The organism is Xenorhabdus taiwanensis (genome assembly GCF_036512875.1).
Classification (GTDB): Bacteria; Pseudomonadota; Gammaproteobacteria; order Enterobacterales; family Enterobacteriaceae; genus Xenorhabdus; species Xenorhabdus taiwanensis.
Window position 1 is genome coordinate 1,837,434 of the sequence record NZ_AP028978.1, and the last position, 17,361, is coordinate 1,854,794.

At 42.4% G+C, this 17,361-nt stretch carries 13 protein-coding genes and 1 pseudogene; 7 read left to right on the plus strand and 7 right to left on the minus strand.

What is annotated here, in order from left to right:
• Positions 1 to 68: 68 nt before the first annotated feature.
• On the minus strand, positions 69 to 659 hold the full coding sequence (gene pth / locus ACE1SE_RS08380; RefSeq protein WP_374053426.1) for an aminoacyl-tRNA hydrolase: 591 nt from the start codon (positions 657 to 659) through the stop codon (positions 69 to 71).
• A gap of 262 nt (positions 660 to 921) precedes the next feature.
• Between pth and ychH the strand changes: the two are divergent.
• Positions 922 to 1,197, plus strand: a pseudogene (ychH, locus tag ACE1SE_RS08385) (stress-induced protein YchH).
• A 63-nt stretch (positions 1,198 to 1,260) separates the two neighbouring features.
• Here the strand turns inward: ychH and ACE1SE_RS08390 are convergent.
• The 5 genes from ACE1SE_RS08390 to lolB form a co-directional block, all read right to left on the minus strand.
• Positions 1,261 to 3,243, minus strand: coding sequence for an autotransporter outer membrane beta-barrel domain-containing protein (locus tag ACE1SE_RS08390; protein ID WP_374053427.1), 1,983 nt, complete (start codon positions 3,241 to 3,243; stop codon positions 1,261 to 1,263).
• A gap of 258 nt (positions 3,244 to 3,501) precedes the next feature.
• Positions 3,502 to 5,514, minus strand: coding sequence for an autotransporter outer membrane beta-barrel domain-containing protein (locus tag ACE1SE_RS08395; protein ID WP_374053428.1), 2,013 nt, complete (start codon positions 5,512 to 5,514; stop codon positions 3,502 to 3,504).
• Between the two features lie 774 nt (positions 5,515 to 6,288).
• The gene (gene prs / locus ACE1SE_RS08400) at positions 6,289 to 7,236 is read right to left on the minus strand and encodes a ribose-phosphate diphosphokinase (RefSeq protein ID WP_120211349.1); all 948 of its coding nucleotides are present in this window, start codon (positions 7,234 to 7,236) and stop codon (positions 6,289 to 6,291) included.
• Between the two features lie 59 nt (positions 7,237 to 7,295).
• Positions 7,296 to 8,198 (minus strand): 4-(cytidine 5'-diphospho)-2-C-methyl-D-erythritol kinase, encoded by a 903-nt coding sequence (gene ispE / locus ACE1SE_RS08405; RefSeq protein WP_374053429.1) that lies wholly within the window; start codon positions 8,196 to 8,198, stop codon positions 7,296 to 7,298.
• Positions 8,198 to 8,815, minus strand: a complete 618-nt coding sequence (gene lolB / locus ACE1SE_RS08410; protein ID WP_374053430.1) for a lipoprotein insertase outer membrane protein LolB — start codon at positions 8,813 to 8,815, stop codon at positions 8,198 to 8,200. The genes ispE and lolB overlap by 1 nt, the downstream gene beginning before the upstream one ends.
• 300 nt (positions 8,816 to 9,115) lie before the next feature.
• Here lolB and hemA point away from each other — a divergent pair, with 300 nt between their 5' ends.
• From hemA to kdsA, 5 genes are all read left to right on the plus strand, one after another.
• On the plus strand, positions 9,116 to 10,378 hold the full coding sequence (gene hemA, locus ACE1SE_RS08415) for a glutamyl-tRNA reductase (protein WP_374053431.1): 1,263 nt from the start codon (positions 9,116 to 9,118) through the stop codon (positions 10,376 to 10,378).
• Positions 10,379 to 10,409: 31 nt separating this feature from the next.
• On the plus strand, positions 10,410 to 11,492 hold the full coding sequence (gene prfA / locus ACE1SE_RS08420) for a peptide chain release factor 1 (RefSeq protein WP_374053432.1): 1,083 nt from the start codon (positions 10,410 to 10,412) through the stop codon (positions 11,490 to 11,492).
• Positions 11,492 to 12,352, plus strand: a complete 861-nt coding sequence (gene prmC / locus ACE1SE_RS08425) for a peptide chain release factor N(5)-glutamine methyltransferase (protein WP_374053433.1) — start codon at positions 11,492 to 11,494, stop codon at positions 12,350 to 12,352. The genes prfA and prmC overlap by 1 nt, the downstream gene beginning before the upstream one ends.
• A complete protein-coding gene (gene sirB1, locus ACE1SE_RS08430; RefSeq protein ID WP_374053434.1) occupies positions 12,336 to 13,145 on the plus strand; it encodes an invasion regulator SirB1 in 810 nt (269 codons plus the stop codon). The genes prmC and sirB1 overlap by 17 nt, the downstream gene beginning before the upstream one ends.
• Positions 13,146 to 13,233: 88 nt before the next feature.
• Positions 13,234 to 14,088, plus strand: a complete 855-nt coding sequence (kdsA, locus tag ACE1SE_RS08435) for a 3-deoxy-8-phosphooctulonate synthase (protein ID WP_374053435.1) — start codon at positions 13,234 to 13,236, stop codon at positions 14,086 to 14,088.
• A gap of 235 nt (positions 14,089 to 14,323) precedes the next feature.
• On the opposite strand, the gene dauA is transcribed toward kdsA, so the two are convergent.
• Complete coding sequence (gene dauA / locus ACE1SE_RS08440; RefSeq protein WP_374053436.1) at positions 14,324 to 16,012, minus strand: C4-dicarboxylic acid transporter DauA; 1,689 nt, start codon at positions 16,010 to 16,012, stop codon at positions 14,324 to 14,326.
• Positions 16,013 to 16,324: 312 nt separating this feature from the next.
• Between dauA and ACE1SE_RS08445 the strand changes: the two genes are divergently transcribed.
• Entirely contained in the window at positions 16,325 to 17,317 is a 993-nt protein-coding gene (locus tag ACE1SE_RS08445) for an alpha/beta hydrolase family protein (protein WP_374053437.1), read from the plus strand.
• The last annotated feature ends 44 nt before the right edge of the window (positions 17,318 to 17,361 follow it).

The following is a 17,361-nucleotide window of genomic DNA, read 5'->3' on the forward strand; positions in this document are numbered from 1 at the left end:
CTTGTCGGTGAGTTTACAAAATTGGCGCTATTATACACGCAATAGCCCGATGCGCCATGCACTCCCGGTCAGGTGCTGGCTTTAAAGGCATGCAGGCGATTAATTGCCTTATTCATGCCATCTTTAATAAGGATGTCAGTACAGCGCAACGCTTCATCTATGGCATCGTCAATCAGTTTTTGTTCGCTGGCAGGAGGCTTGCCAAGGACAAAACCGACGACTTTGTTTTTATCACCGGGATGACCAATACCGATACGCAGACGGTGAAAGTTAGGATTATTACCGAGTTTGTTCTGAATATCTTTTAGGCCATTATGACCACCATTGCTGCCCCCCAGTTTCATTTTTGCCACGCCAGGCGGTAGATCCAGTTCGTCATGTGCAACCAGGATTTCATCCGGCTGAATACGATAAAATCCAGCAAGGGCAAGGACAGATTTACCACTAAGGTTCATAAAAGTGGTGGGTACCAGTAAACGAATATCTTGCCCATTAACGTTAATACGAGCGGTATAGCCAAAAAATTTACTCTCTTCTTTCAGGGACTGGTTATAGCGTTGTGCTAACAAATCGACAAACCATGCTCCGGCATTATGTCTGGTCTGTGCATATTCGGCTCCAGGGTTTGCCAGGCCAACGATTAATTTTATGTTACTCACGGTTTAATTTCGCTTATTGGCAATAGAACAAAAAGGAGATTAGTTTACCTATCTCAAGGCTTGAGTACAAAATTCATTTAACAAAGATTATTCTGATGGAATGTAAAAAATTAGGCTTAAATTTGTACAACCTGTGATCGCTACCGCAATAACCTTTCATATGATAAGTCTATAATTAATTTTGAAGAAGATATCTGCTTTCGTGCTTTTGCGTTCGTTGTATTTGCAAATTAGCGTTCACAAAAAGTATTGGAGGTTGGTTATGAGACGTAAAAAGGCTTTTATTTTTGGCAATATTCTTATGGGAGCAGGAATGGCGGCAATGTTTATTAGCTTAGCTTATGTATTGCTTAGCCATATCTTTAATTTTGGTCTTTCTGAGTTTTTGACAAGCCTCTCATTAATGTGATTGTTTGTTGGGGCATTTATTTGGCTGCTAGGTGCAAGTATTGGCGGCCGGGAACAGGTTACTGATAAATATTGGTGGCTGAAAAATTACGATGAACGTTATTGCCGTAAAAAACAGCGACATTCTTGATTATTTTGGATAAGGCGGTAATGGTTACCGCCTTATATCTTTATTTATTAGATGTTCAGCATATTAAAAGTTGACATTGAAACCGAGGTTGAAATAGTAGTCATGATTCGGTTCATTATCATTTTTTTCATGTGATACGGCGGCAAATGCGCGAAAGCCATTGGTCAGATTGGCATTAACTCCGACGGTATATTGGACATGATCTCTGCTCTGTTTCTCTCCCTGTTGGATGAAACTTGTTTTGGTCGCATTGATCGCACTGCGAAGAGTATAGTGTTCATCATCGAATTGATGATTGAACAAAATAGAGGCATAAGGATTAAAACGGCCTAGTTTAGTGTCTACTCGCCAGCCCACCGAGCCAACTTTGGAATGATAATTTTGATCTGCAAAATGCATGGAGGTGCTGTTGTTACCTGTTTCACGATAACCATCAATATCCCCCTTGTCCCAGGCGTATTGGATGATTGGGCTGGTGGTCAGGTAACGAGTAATTGGGATATCCCAGCCTGCTGTAATCCGCCAACCCCACTGTTTACCCATCGTTGAACCTGATTCCCTGCGAGTAGCTTGGCCAAGCTGGATGGAGCGTGACAGATTGTCGTAATTGGTACGTGAATAATGGATATCGCCATTCAGCCATCCGCTGCCATAGTAGTTCCATAGTGTGTAAGCTGTTATGACATGACCAGTAGCAGCATAGTTGAAATTAGGGGTTGCATTTTGTTCATCTTTATAACGTGAAATGGTTGCCCCTAATAGCAAATTATCCGTCAGTTGATAATCACTGCCCAATGTGAGGGTATTATTGTGATTGCCGGTATAACCTCCGAAGATGCCAGCTTTCCCTTTGGCCTGATGATCATTGCGAAGCTGTTGCAGATGACCATCAAGTGAGCTTAGCGCGGTTATGGTTGGGGTGCGGTTGATGTGGTTCAACGCCATCACTTGTAAGGGAGCGTTGTAGATCGACATAATGTACTGGCCGATGACTTTGTGTGCGTAAGGCGTCGGGTGGAGGTCATCGGAAAATAAATAGGGTTGGCTTTTATCAAAGCCAGGCTCGGAAGAAGAACACTTATCAGCCCTTGTACCTTGTGGACAGGCATAACCAAGGGTATTAGCAATACCATAGATGGTTGGATTCTCAATAACCTCCCTTAAGAGATGATTGACATCGGCACGCAGGATATTGCCGTTACTGAGTTGATTCTCTTCGTTTTGGTTATATTCGTCGGAAAATTGGGAAGCAATTTTGCTGGTATTATCATAAGCATCAAGCAATTGGCGATAAATTGCTTTCGCTGCTTCTGGATCTTGGGGAGAAGCACCCTCAGCAATCTTTTTAAAAATTCCCTGGATAATTTTATTTCTGATTTCCTTATTCGGTGTGGGGTATTTGTTGGTAGCCTCATGGACTTGTTTCAGAATTTGGGCGATTTTGTCATCGGGTATTTTGCTTTTTTTTAAAGCGCCTTTAAGTACTGCGTCCATAATTTGGGGGGTTGTACCAATATCAGGAACATTAGGTACAATAATTAACCCAGCGCCAGCCTTAATGAGTTGATTGATCTGTGATGCTGCGGATGCAGAACTATCATTGATACGATGTTGCGCTGCTTTTTCATCACCTTTTTCTAAATCACCCAGAGCGTCCTTTATATCATTGCCTCCTACCCAATGTATGTACACTCCATTCGGATCGGCCCGTCCAGAGTGTGCTTGCAAATAGTCATTGAGTTGTTTTTGTGTTGAGTGAACAATATAATCCCAGTAACGATTCCCAGAATCGTTAGCTGTTGCTCCTCCATATGCATAATTGGTTCCGTCTTTTTCAGAGAGTGCCAATTTTTTGCCAGTGAGGTTTCGGGCTATATATTCATCATAAAGTTCAGCATCTTTGCCATCTGTTGTAAACCTGCCGATATTCCCACCATCACTTAAACTATCGCCAAAAACATACACATCGCTGTAGGCATAAGAATTTGTCATGAGGTTAACTGATAGTACAGTTATGGCTGATACTAAAAAGAGTGTTTTTTTCATGTAGTTCTCCTGAAAAAACAGCGCATTATTTTCATGCCAGCCAAAACACATTGATTTAAAAGGATATTTGTTTATTTTCCTTCGGTTAATGGCTGATTCTCTGATTGTTTCAGTTCGATACTACTTCCATCTGCATATACGAAAATTAAATACAATGTTAACGTGCGTATATTAATACTGAATGATGGTTAAATAAAAACGCAAGGCAATAATTTTGCCTTGCGTTCCTGAGTAAATACTCTTTTACAGACTGGTATTTTAGAAACTCGCGTTGATACCCAAACTGAAATTGTAGCTAGGATCTTGGGTATTGCCGTCATTACGGGTTACGGAAGCAAAGCCGCGCAGATTATTGATCAGGTTTGCGTTCACGCCGACAGTATATTGACGCCAGTTAGTGCTCTGCTTGCCACTTTCCTGCACAAAAGAAATTGTGGTGGAGTTAATGGCGCCGCTCAGTTTGTAGCTTGTATCACCAAATTGGTGATTAAACTGAACAGAAGCATAAGGATTGAAACGGCCTAGTTTAGTATCCACGCGCCAGCCCAGTGTGCCCACTTTAGACGTGTAGTCCTGATCACCAAAATGCATGGAAGTGCTATTGTTGCCGGCTTCACGGTAACCATCAACTTCACCTTTATCCCAGACATACTGAATGATTGGGCTGGTGGTCAGGTATTGAGTAACAGGGATATCCCAGCCTGCGGTAATGCGTGCTCCCCACTGTTTACCTGTGGTTGAGCCTGTTTCTCTGCGGGTAGCTTCACCAAGCTGGATGGTACGGGTCAGGCTATCATAATTGGTGCGTGAATAATGGACATCGCCACTTAACCAGCCGTTATTATAATAGTTCCACAATGTATATGCTGTCAGAACATGACCACGGCCTTCATAAGAAAAGTCAGCAATGGGCGAGCGTTCCTCTTTATAGTTAGAGTACATTGCGCCCAACAGCAGGTTATCTATTAGCTGATAATCGCTACCCAGTGTAAAGGCTTTATCTCGGTTGCCAGTATAGCCGCCAAAGACACCGACTTTGCCTTGTTCATTGCCGCCGTTACGCAGTTGTTGCAGGTGACCATCAAGGGAAGAAAGGGCACTTTTAACGGCGGCACGGTTGACTTGAGTCAGGGTCATTACCTGTGATGGCGCTTTATAAATAGAGGTAAGGTATTGTCCCTGGATCTTCTGTCCCAACGGGGTTGGGTGGAAAGAATCAGAGAATAAAAATTCTTTGTCTTTAGCAAACTTGGGGTCGTTGGCGGAGCATTTATTGGCATCTGCACTCAGTTCATTATTGGTGTCCATCGTGAGTGGGCAAGGATAGCCTAATGTATTCTGAATGCCATAAGTCAAAGGAGCGGCCATTACTTCATGTAACAATCCATTGATATCAGCACGCAAAATATTGCTATTTTTTTTGTTGATTTTTTCTTCTACTAGATCGTTATAGAGCTTTGTGAGGTATGTGGCATTTTTACTGGTTTTTTCATAGCCCTCAGTTAGTTCTTTTTCAATTTCTTCAGCAGAAACACCAAGTAGCTTTGCACCTTTTTGTGCTAATCCATGAAACACTTTTTTTAGCGCAAAATCACGAGCCTGAGTATTGGGGATTTCATGCTGATTAAGTTCTGCATAAACTTCTTGCAGAACAAGATTAATCATATCTTTGGAAGCGCCTTTATTTCCCAACCCTGTCTTTATTAAGCTATCCAAAAGCTTAGGAGTCGTGCCGACATCAGGAACTGTAGGTACAATAACAAGCCCTGCACCTTTTTCGATAAGTTGATTGATTTGATTTGCAGCAGCGGTAGCGCTGGTGATGACAATACCCGCGGCAACTTTTTGACCTTGTAGTGGATCTTTTTCTTTTGAGGCGTCTTCCAAAGCTTTGGCAAGGTCGTTACCACCTACCCAATGAATATAAATGCCGTTAGGATCAGCTTTGCCATTATGTGCAGCAAGATATTTATTTACCTGTTCTTGCGTACTAAAGCCGTATTTACTGTATTGTTTTAGAGCTGTAGCACCACCTTGGGCATAATTAGTTCCACCATCCTTGGATGGCGCTGAATTTGTGCCTGTAACCTGTTGGGAAAAAATCTGATGATATAACTGATTTTTTTTTCCATCTGGCATATATATTCCGTTATTCCCACCATCACTCAGACTATCCCCAAAGACATAGACTTGACTATAAGCATGAGCATTAGAAATAGCATTGATTGAAAGCGCTAGCAGTGCAGGTGTAAATAAAAATGCCTTTTTCATTGGCACTCTCCTTAAAAAGTAGTTTTTGTTATTAATCAACATTTCAACTTTGTAAGGTGTTTTTTTGAACAAAAGAACCCTACAACTCTTCCTCAGTCGAGTTAGAGAAGTCGATATGTTTAATATTGAAATAAACTCATATAGGACAGCTAACTTATTGATAACGGCTGTCTGGCATTAAGTATGGTTCCCTGTTATTGAACTTCCATATGACTTTGCATTTTTTATAGATGATGTGATCTTAAAAGGTTCGACGCTTAAGTGTGTATATAAAATACACAGCCGAAAATTATCTCTTTCATTCCTAAATATTGATAACTTATTTATTAGGATAATTTATTTTTTTAGAGAGGAAATAATACCTGTTTTCCGATACTGTTGTGTGATGTAAGGAAATAAAATCACCGCCATTAAACGTGCGACAGGTTAGCAGCAACTATTCAATGACACCAGTATTGTTAGAATATTTGGAACTGGACGTACCAGATGGATTGGAATGCTTGTGGGACATTAATATCAGATTATATGTCAATTTAGTCGTTTTATTTCATTGGGTGAAATTTACGACAACAAGGTAACTTTTTGAAAATATTAATTATTATCAAATTGGTACTATTTGCTATGATTATTAATTTAAGATGAAAACATTAGCTAAATATATCAAATAAACAGAAAACCCCGCTGCTGCAAATACAGCAACGGGGTTTTTCAAGCAATGATTTATTTAATCAATTGAATAAGTTAGCGCTTAATATTGACGCTAAAACTTAAACATTAATGCTCAAACATCGCAGAGATTGATTCTTCATTGCTGATACGGCGAATAGCTTCAGCAAGCATGCCTGACAGTGTCAAAGTGCGAACTTTGTTCAACGCCTTAATCTCATCAGACAGAGGAATTGTGTCACAAACCACAAATTCATCGATCACTGAGTTCTTGATGTTTTCCACTGCATTGCCAGAGAAAATAGGGTGGGTTGCATAAGCAAACACCCGTTTCGCTCCGCGCTCTTTCAATGCCTCAGCCGCTTTGCACAGTGTGCCACCTGTATCGATCATGTCATCTACCAGAACGCAATCACGGCCAGCAACATCACCAATAATGTGCATCACTTGGGAAACGTTTGCACGTGGGCGACGTTTATCGATGATAGCCATATCTGTATCGTTTAACAGCTTGGCAATCGCACGAGCGCGAACAACACCACCGATATCTGGGGAGACAACAATCGGGTTTTCCAGCTCTTTCTGGAGCATATCTTCCAGAAGAATTGGGCTACCAAATACATTATCAACTGGAACATCAAAGAAACCTTGGATCTGCTCGGCGTGTAGGTCAACAGTGAGAACACGGTCTACACCAACGCTGGACAGAAAATCAGCAACAACTTTTGCAGTGATAGGCACACGTGCCGAACGGACACGGCGATCCTGACGGGCATAACCGAAGTAAGGAATAACAGCGGTAATACGACCAGCAGAAGCACGACGTAGCGCATCGACCATAACAACTAATTCCATCAGGTTGTCGTTGGTGGGTGCACAAGTGGACTGGATGATGAAAACATCACCACCGCGGACATTTTCATTGATTTGAACACTGACTTCACCGTCGCTGAAACGACCGACAGCAGCGTCTCCCAAGTTAGTGTACAGGCGGTTGGCAACACGTTGTGCTAGTTCAGGTGTGGCATTACCAGCAAAAAGCTTCATATCGGGCACGAGAAAAACCTCAGGCTTGCGTCCAGAGAGATATTGTTGACCAATCAAACAAATATTGCTCATTGGTTCAATAACATGGGTATCCCAGAGCGGAATGTATGCAATGGAGAAATGTTAACGCCACGCGCAACAAAGCCCTGCATCCACTCTGGAGTTTCATTTAACACCTTACGGGCCGATGCTTCTGATTCGAACTCGCCGAAAACACATGCACCGGTTCCGGTCAGGCGTGACGGTGCGTATTCTAACAGCCATAAAAGAAGCTGTTCAACCTCACGAAAACGTTTTCTTGCGATTGGTTCACAATCATTTGCAAATGGTGCCTGTAATAATGCGGGTAGAGCGCGAATCGGAGAATTTCTTTTTAATTCAGGATCAGTAAAAATTGTTGGGGTTGATATTTCAATGCCAGGGTGGGCAACCAGAAACCATTTTTCTTTCGGTGAAGCAGGCTGGAGTTTTTCCCCAATACCTTCGGCAAACGCAGCATGACCTTTAACAAAGACAGGGACGTCTGCGCCAAGGCATACGCCAAGCTGTGCCAGTTCATCATCGGACAAATTGGCTTGCCAATGGTGATTGAGGGCAATTAATACCGTTGCAGCATTGGAAGAGCCGCCTCCCAGACCTCCTCCCATTGGCAGGCATTTATCAACGCGAATATCGGCTCCCAAGTGTTCGTTGCCGGATTGAGTCACATTGTGATTCTGTAATGTGCGTTTTTGTAACAGATGGTTCTGCAATAATCGGGCAGCCCGCACAATCAAATTATCATCATGGGCTACGCCTGCAACCGGAGTCAGTAAGTGAATTTGATTATCTTGACGTGGTGCGATGGTGATCTCATCACCATAATCTAAAAACTGAAACAGCGTTTGCAGTTCATGGTAGCCATCAGGTCGTTGTCCAGTGATATATAAAAATAAATTCAATTTTGCCGGAGAAGGCCAGGTTAAAATCATTATTGAATCGTCCAGTTATCCATCTTTAATTTTATGCGGTTGTTTCCTTGCGTAAGCTCCAGTCGAGTGGGTAAGGCTGGCGTGATCGATGTATCGTATCCTTGATAATTTACGCGCCAAATCTCACCCTTTTTTTTATCACTTACGGATTTAAGCAGGTAGTTGGCATCCAACTGAAAATCTTTGGCATTACCAGGCAAACCGATAATCCAGCTTCGTAGATTATCCAGAGGAATATTCATATTAGTCAGTTGATAAATTAAAGATTCAGGCTCATTACTGAGATATTTTTTACCATTATTGTCAGTGAGCTGAATCATATTCGGTTCGACGAATAATTCCAATTCTGTTGTACCCAATGGATTGAGCAGCAATAACTTATAATTGTCAGGCGAATATTGTTGCCAGAAAAATCGGGCGTACACTTTTTTTTCATTTGCCAGATAAGCGAAAGAACCTCGGGTTTGGTAATGCCCTAATTTTTGTAGTTGCTGTTCACGAACATGCCATTGTGGTGTATCCGCTGATCCTGTGCCCGTAGGAGGTTGCGTGATTGTACAGGCAGTCAGTAAAACACCGGAGAGGGGAAGTAGGCGAAAAAAAGCAGACATTTTCATACGGTAACCCTTGGTGATAAGAAAGCTGAGTATTTTATCGATTATAAAACGCTGTCGGTTATAAATATGACAACTTAAAGCGTGCTACTCAAGTCTATAATCATAGAAGGTAATTTAGCGAAATTTTGCTGAGAATTCTCAAATAAAATTATCGCAGAACCGCCTGATTGACTTTTATTAAACTGATGCATCAAGTAGAATGCTCGACCAATGAGAGTCCTTATGAAGGGTGTTAGTTTATGAGAATAATTATCGATATCATCATGACTTTACCGCCCGTGATAACTCAATGCAGTTAAGATGACTTTATTAGCACTCGGTATCAACCATAAAACAGCGCCTGTTTCTTTACGTGAGCGGGTGGCTTTTTCTCCTGACACGATAGGATTAGCGCTTGATGACTTGCTCCAGCAACCACTGGTGCGGGGTGGCGTTGTGCTGTCCACCTGCAACCGTACTGAGCTTTACCTCAGCGTTGAACAGCAGGGTAATTTTAAACAACAGCTAATTCATTGGCTATGCAGATATCATCAGCTTAACCCTGATGATTTGACAGGCAGCCTCTACTGGCATTTAGACAATGCGGCCGTCAGCCATTTAATGCGTGTTGCGAGCGGCCTGGATTCCCTTGTATTGGGGGAACCGCAGATTTTGGGGCAGGTGAAAAAGGCTTTCGCTGAATCGCAAAATTATCAATCTCTGTCGAGTGAACTGGAACGCTTATTCCAAAAATCTTTCTCGGTGGCTAAAAGGATCAGAACAGAAACAGAAATTGGCACCAATGCCGTTTCTGTAGCATTTGCTGCCTGTACACTTGCGCGGCAAATTTTCGAATCCCTTTCCCGACTGAATATCTTGCTGGTGGGAGCAGGGGAAACGATTGAATTGGTTGCCCGTCACTTAAAAGAGCATGGTGTGAATCGCATGATGATCGCCAACCGTACAAAAGAGCGGGCACAAATGCTTGCCAGTGAAGTCAATGCAGAAGTTGTTTCCCTGCCGGATATCGATACCCGATTGGCTGAAGCTGATATTGTCATTAGCTCCACTGCCAGCCCATTGCCGATCATTGGTAAAGGTATGGTCGAAAGGGCGTTGAAATTACGCCGTAACCACCCCATGTTGCTGATTGACATTGCCGTTCCTCGCGATATTGAACCGGATGTGGAAAAATTGAGTGATGTTTATCTGTACAGCGTGGATGATTTACAGGCTATCATTCAGCAAAATCTTGCCCAACGTAAAGCTGCGGCAGTTGTTGCGGAAGGAATTGTGCAACAAGAAAGCAGCTATTTCATGGATTGGTTGCGTTCTCAAGGCGCTGTTAATACAATTCGCGAATATCGAGAACAGGCAGAGAAAATTAGGGCTGAAATGACGGCAAAAGCGTTGATGTCCATAAGGCAGGGTGCTGATGCTGAACAGATCATTAACCAATTGACCTACCAGTTGACGAATCGTCTGATCCATACACCGACTAAATCTCTCCAACAGGCTGCCAGTGATGGCGATTTGGAACGCCTGAATCTATTACGGGACAGCCTTGGGCTGGATCATAACTAAACCCTATTCTAAATAAGGTCTGATATTACGAATGAAGCCTTCTATTGTCGCTAAATTGGAAGCATTGCAAGAACGCCATGAAGAAGTTTTGGCGCACCTCGGTGATGCTGAGGTTATCGCTGATCAAGAGCGTTTTCGCGCGTTATCAAAGGAATATGCTCAACTGACCGATGTGACTAACTGTTTTAAAGTCTGGAAAAGCGTTCAGGATGATATTGAAACAGCTGAGATGATGCTTGATGATCCCGAAATGCGGGAAATGGCGCAGGAAGAACTCAAAAACGCAAAAATTCGTAATGAAGAGCTGGAACAGCAACTGCAATTGCTGCTATTACCGAAAGATCCGGATGATGAGCGCAACTGTTTCCTTGAAGTTCGTGCCGGAACAGGCGGTGATGAAGCTGCGATATTTGCCGGAGATTTATTCCGCATGTATAGCCGTTATGCAGAATCTCGTCGCTGGAAAGTTGAGATCATGAGTGCCAATGAAGGTGAACATGGTGGATATAAAGAAGTGATTGCCAAAATTTCTGGTGAACAAGTTTATGGTCATCTGAAATTTGAGTCGGGTGGTCACCGTGTTCAGCGTGTACCGGAGACTGAATCTCAGGGGCGTATCCACACTTCTGCTTGCACAGTTGCCATTTTGCCGGAAATTCCGGAAGCGGAATTACCGGAAATCAGCCCAAGTGACCTGAAAATTGATACTTATCGTTCTTCCGGCGCTGGCGGACAGCACGTCAACACCACTGACTCTGCAATTCGCATTACCCACTTGCCGACGGGGATTGTTGTGGAGTGTCAGGATGAGCGTTCTCAGCACAAGAACAAAGCAAAAGCGATGTCTGTACTTGCGGCGCGTATTCGTGCCGCCGAGATGCAAAAACGTCAGGAAGCCGAGGCTTCTGAACGCCGCAATTTGCTGGGCTCCGGTGACCGTTCAGATCGCAACCGCACCTATAATTTTCCACAGGGACGAGTTACCGATCACCGTATCAACCTAACGTTATACCGTCTTGAGGAGGTAATGGAAGGCAAACTGGATATGCTTATCCAACCTATCATTACTGAATATCAGGCAGACCAATTATCCGCATTGTCAGAGCAGGATTGATGAATTATCAACATTGGCTCCGACATGCGGCGGCGCAGTTGACTGAAAGTGATAGCCCTAAGCGTGATGCAGAAATCCTGTTGCAACACGTAACAGGGCGTTCCCGCACTTATTTAATTGCATTCAATGAAACTCCTATTTCCCCAGAGGAAGCCAGCCAGCTTGATGCCTTGCTGGCTCGTCGTGTTCAGGGTGAACCGATTGCTTATATTGTGGGGGAGCGTGAATTTTGGTCATTATCTCTTACTGTATCATCAGCAACGTTAATCCCACGACCTGATACGGAATGCCTGGTTGAAAAAGCCCTGGAACTATTGCCGGAATCATCGGCGCAGATCCTGGATCTTGGCACGGGAACAGGGGCAATTGCATTGGCGCTGGCAAGTGAGCGGCATGATTGCTATGTCACTGGGGTGGATATCAATCCTGATGCAGTAGCATTAGCAAAACATAATGCTGCAAGAAACGCGGAAAAATTGTCTGTCCACAATGTGAATTTTCTGCAAAGTGAGTGGTTTTCTGCGGTTGGTGAAAGACAATTTGATATGATTGTCAGCAATCCTCCATATATTGATGAGCTTGACCCTCATTTGCGCGAAGGAGATGTCAGGTTTGAACCAGCCTCTGCATTGGTCGCTGCACAAAATGGCATAGCAGATTTGCAGACAATTATAGCGCAGGCTCGCCACTTCCTGTTACCAAACGGATGGCTATTATTGGAACATGGCTGGAAACAGGGAATCGTTGTCAGAAACCTATTTTTGAAAAAAGGTTATCAACAGATAGCCACATTTCAGGATTATGGTGGTAACGAACGTATCACGGTAGGTCGATGGAATAAAGATGAAAACCATAGTTAATTATGAATTCAATAATGCTTCCCTGATAGATGGTATTATTCTGGTAACACGGGCCATTCGTCCTAATTTCCACCACACAATGGTAACCGAACAGTTAACGGTATTGGTTGAAGAAGCGCGACAAAAACTTTCCTCTGTTACTGGCACCAAAGCAAAATTACAAGCACTATTGACGCTTTTTTATCGAGAATGGAAATTTGGTGGAGCGCATGGGGTGTATTGTTTATCTGATACCCTGTGGCTGGATAATGTGTTGCGTTCACGTCAAGGTGCTCCCGTAACATTGGGGACGATATTTGCCCATATTGCTCAGACGCTGGCATTGCCTGTACAGCCTGTTATATTTCCGACACAGTTAATTTTGCGGATTGATTTGGCTGATGAGCCGACATGGTTTATTAACCCGATGAATGGCGATACGCTCAACGAACATATCCTTGATGTCTGGTTGAAAGGTAATATTGGCCCGATGGTTCGTTTGGAAAATAAGGACTTACAGGAAGCCGATAATAACAGCATTGTGCGAAAAGTTACCGATATTATCAAAATTTCCTTAATGGAAGAGAAAAAGATGGAATTAGCGTTAAAAGCCAGTGAAGTCGTGCTGATGTTCGATCCCGAAGATCCGTATGAAATCCGCGACCGCGGGCTGATTTATGCGCAGCTTGATTGTAATCACATTGCTGTTTCAGATTTGAGTTATTTCGTGGAGCATTGCCCTGAGGATCCGATTTCAGAAATGATAAAAATGCAGATTAACTCCATTGATCAGAGAGCAATCATCCTCCATTAAAGGTTTTATAAGGCGGCATTTCTCTGCTTCTTATTTATTTTTATGGATACAGTAAATTTATTTGTCCTTAACAAGAGAAGGTATAAACATGCAACAGAAAGTGGTTAATATTGGTGACATCAAGGTCGCAAATGATCTGCCTTTTGTACTGTTTGGCGGTATGAATGTCCTTGAGTCACGGGATTTGGCCATGCGTATTTGTGAACACTATGTGACTGTAACGCAAAAACTGGGCATTCCTTATGTTTTTAAGGCGTCTTTTGATAAGGCTAACCGTTCTTCGATCCACTCCTATCGCGGACCGGGTTTGGAAGAGGGCATGAAAATCTTTCAGGAGCTGAAGCAGATTTTTGGCGTGAAGATCATCACTGATATACATGAACCCGCGCAAGCTCAAGTTGTTGCAGATGTGGTTGATGTCATCCAGCTTCCCGCTTTCCTGGCTCGCCAGACTGATCTGGTTGAGGCGATGGCAAAAACTGGCGCAGTTATCAATGTCAAAAAACCTCAGTTTGTTAGCCCAGGGCAGATGGGAAATATCGTTGACAAATTTAAAGAAGGTGGTAACGATCAGGTAATACTGTGTGACCGTGGCAGTAATTTTGGTTACGACAATCTGGTCGTCGATATGTTGGGCTTTGGTGTCATGAAACAGGCAACTAATGGCTCACCAGTGATTTTTGACGTCACTCACTCATTGCAATGCCGTGATCCATTTGGTGCAGCTTCCGGTGGTCGTCGTGCTCAAGTGTCAGAGTTGGCACGTGCTGGTATGGCGGTAGGAATTGCCGGTTTGTTCCTTGAAGCCCACCCTGATCCAGAAAATGCAAAATGTGATGGTCCATCAGCATTACCATTGGCAAAACTGGAACCATTCCTGATGCAGATGAAAGCCATTGATGATGTGGTGAAAAGTTTCCCTGAGCTAGATACCAGCAAATAATCACGGGATCTATTTGGTTTTTTGATAATGCGGTTACAGACATTTTGCCCTGTAACCGCTGACTTTTTTACGTATTATCTTTAATAAATAATCTCTTACCAGGAAAGTCAATTAATATCTGAGTTCATATTTAAGTCAAATTTTAGGGTGAAAAATAAGCTTATCCTGAATTTTGCAATAACGATAAGAATATTAAACCAAAAAAACATCTAATATTCTTATCTGGAGATTTAGGTTAATCTATTTCTTTCAGTGCATTGGATAAAGTGGCATAAAAGCTCAATTGCCCTTTAATTGGTTCGACTTTGGCTCGTGCCAACGTTTTCAAGGGCTGGAAGGAGATATCACACACAACGAGATGTTTCTCTTTTCCTATCTCCCGGACGAATCCTTGAAAAGCATGTAGCCCACCTGCATCCAGAACCGGAACAGCATCCCACTGCATAATAATGGTGTGATAATCGGTTCCTTGTTCTTTCAGTTCAGCAAAAATACGCTCTGCGGCTGCGAAAAACAGAGGACCATTAATTCGTACAACCAACAAACCTGTATCATGATTTGTTGTAGGGGAAATGCTGATTCGGGTCATATTGGCAATTTTGCGCATAAACAGTAGTGAAGCCAGCACAATGCCTATTGTGATTGCCACCACCATATCAAACAGAACGGTTAATGACATACACAGCAACATGACAATGATATCGTCTTTGGGAGCACGGCGGATGAGATCTATGACCTTATGGGCTTCGCTCATATTCCAAGCCACAATCAGCAAAATGGCTGACATAGCGGCTAGCGGTAAATAAGAAAGCATTGGGGCAAGAACCAATAGCGCCAACAATACCAGCAGGGAGTGAACGACAGCGGCAATTGGTGAGGTTGCACCTGCCCGCACATTGGCGGCTGAACGGGCGATAGCCGCAGTTGCGGTGATCCCGCCAAAGAAGGGAGCGACAATATTACCCATTCCTTGGCCGATCAATTCACTGTTGGAATGATGTTTTTTTCCGGTCATGCCATCTAAAATAACGGCGCACAACAGGGACTCAATTGCTCCTAACATTGCCATGGAAAATGCAGCGGGCAGTAATGCTGATACTGTATTCCAGCTAATGTCAAAAGAGTGAGTATCAGGTAATTGCCATGGCAGGACAAATTGAGGAAGAATAGGGGGAATACCTTGGCCTTGTGTACCATCTTCCAGCGTATAGCTAAATGATGAACCAATCGTTGCTACATCATGGCCTAACAGATGCATGATCCCCATGATACCTGTACCTGCCACCAATGCCGGTAGGTGACCCGGTAACTTTAACCCTAATTTTGGCCAGAAAATCAATACCAGCAGAGTTGTTAAACCAATGAGAGTATCGCTGAGTTGTAATGAAGGAAACGCTTGGGAGAGGGCAATCACCTTATTAATATAATTTTCTGGCACATGGTCTAGTTTCAGGCCGAAAAAATTTTGCACTTGCATGGTAGCAATAGTAATAGCAATACCAGAAGTGAATCCAAGCGTAACAGACAGTGGAATGTACTCAATCAGTCGGCCTAATCGCGCTAATCCCATGATAAGCAGAATAATACCTGACATAAGCGTGGCGATAAGTAAGCCGCTGAGGCCAAATTGCTGTGATACAGGATAGAGTATTACCACAAAAGCTGCCGTTGGGCCGGAAACGCTATAGCGTGATCCTCCGGTCACAGCAATAATAATGCCGGCAATAGCCGCAGTATACAGGCCGTATTGTGGTGCCACACCACTGCCGATTGCCAGAGCCATTGCCAGTGGGATAGCAATGATTCCCACGGTGATCCCGGCAATCATGTCTTTGATAAAACGATGAAAAGAGTAAGTTTCTTTCCAACAAGCGTCAATAAGTGCACTAAATGGACGTATTCCCTTAATTTTACGAGTATTCATTTAATTAAGAACCAAAAATAAGATAGCAGATGATAAGCTGAAAAAAGTAATGCCAGCATATCGCTTTTATCAGCCCAGAAAAGTGTTATATGTCAAAAAGTTAACTAAATTTACTTGTTAGCTTTTGGAAAATGCTCTTTCTCAATCATTTTAATACGAGTTTTATCGATGGGAAATTGTATTGAAGGTATTAAAACAGTCAGATAATGGTTGGATTGCATTTATATTTGAGCTTTTAAAGTTTAAGTTTAAATGATAAAAATAAGGAGAAGAAAATATAACGTTTAACAAAGAATTATTAGGCTAATCTTTATGAAGAAACAATACCAATGGTTAAAATTTACCCCTCTTGTTTTTAGTTTTTTACTCTTGGCGTGTGATGAAGACAATTACAGTTTTAAATTGCGTGAAGATGATTATGCTGAAGCGCATAATAAATTCAAAACTCAGATTGTTGATGACAGTTTTGTTGGTGATGGACAACCGGCTATACCACCAAAAGATATTTTTTCATTAATATATTATCCTGCTGAAGATGGAAACATGGCTGCCTTTCTTAGCACACCACCCGTCGATAAGGCTAAAAAACATCCGGCGATAATTTGGTTAACAGGAGGATATGGCGGCATTGGTAATGATGACTTTTTCTGGTCTGAGCATTCTGCTGATAATGATCAATCAGCTTCATCATTTAGACGCGATGGCTTGGTATTAATGATTCCTAGTTTTAGGGGAGAAAATGCCAACCCAGGCCGTTATGAAATGTTTTATGGTGAATTGCGTGACATTGAATCAGCGAGGCAATATCTTGCCAAGTTACCTTATGTTGATCCAAATCGAATTTATTTAGCTGGACACAGTACTGGTGGTACTCGATCGCTGTTAGCTAGCGAATATTCCAAAGGATTTAGAGCAGTTTTTTCATTGGGTGGCATTCCTGACTTACGTTTACGTATTAATTATGCGCCTATTCCTGTTACAGTTCCTTTTGATCAGAATGATCCCAAAGAATTTGAACTTCGTTCTCCCCGAGCTTTTTTAAAATCTATAAAGTCCCCTACTTTCTACTTTGAAGGAGAATATGCTTATTGGGATGAATTTGATGAAGTCAAAGAGATTGCTTCAAACAAAGGTATTCCTTTGTATATTTATCGCATTAAAAACGGTGATCATTTTAATATTATTAGGCCATTGAACAATCTTATTGTGGAAAAAATATTAAATGATAAGGGAGAAAAATCAAACATTGAATTTAATGAAAACGACTTTCTAAAGATCCAATATAATCTTCCAGAGTCAAACTAATCGATTAATTTCTACGCCTCTGAGGAGGCGTTGACGATGATAAA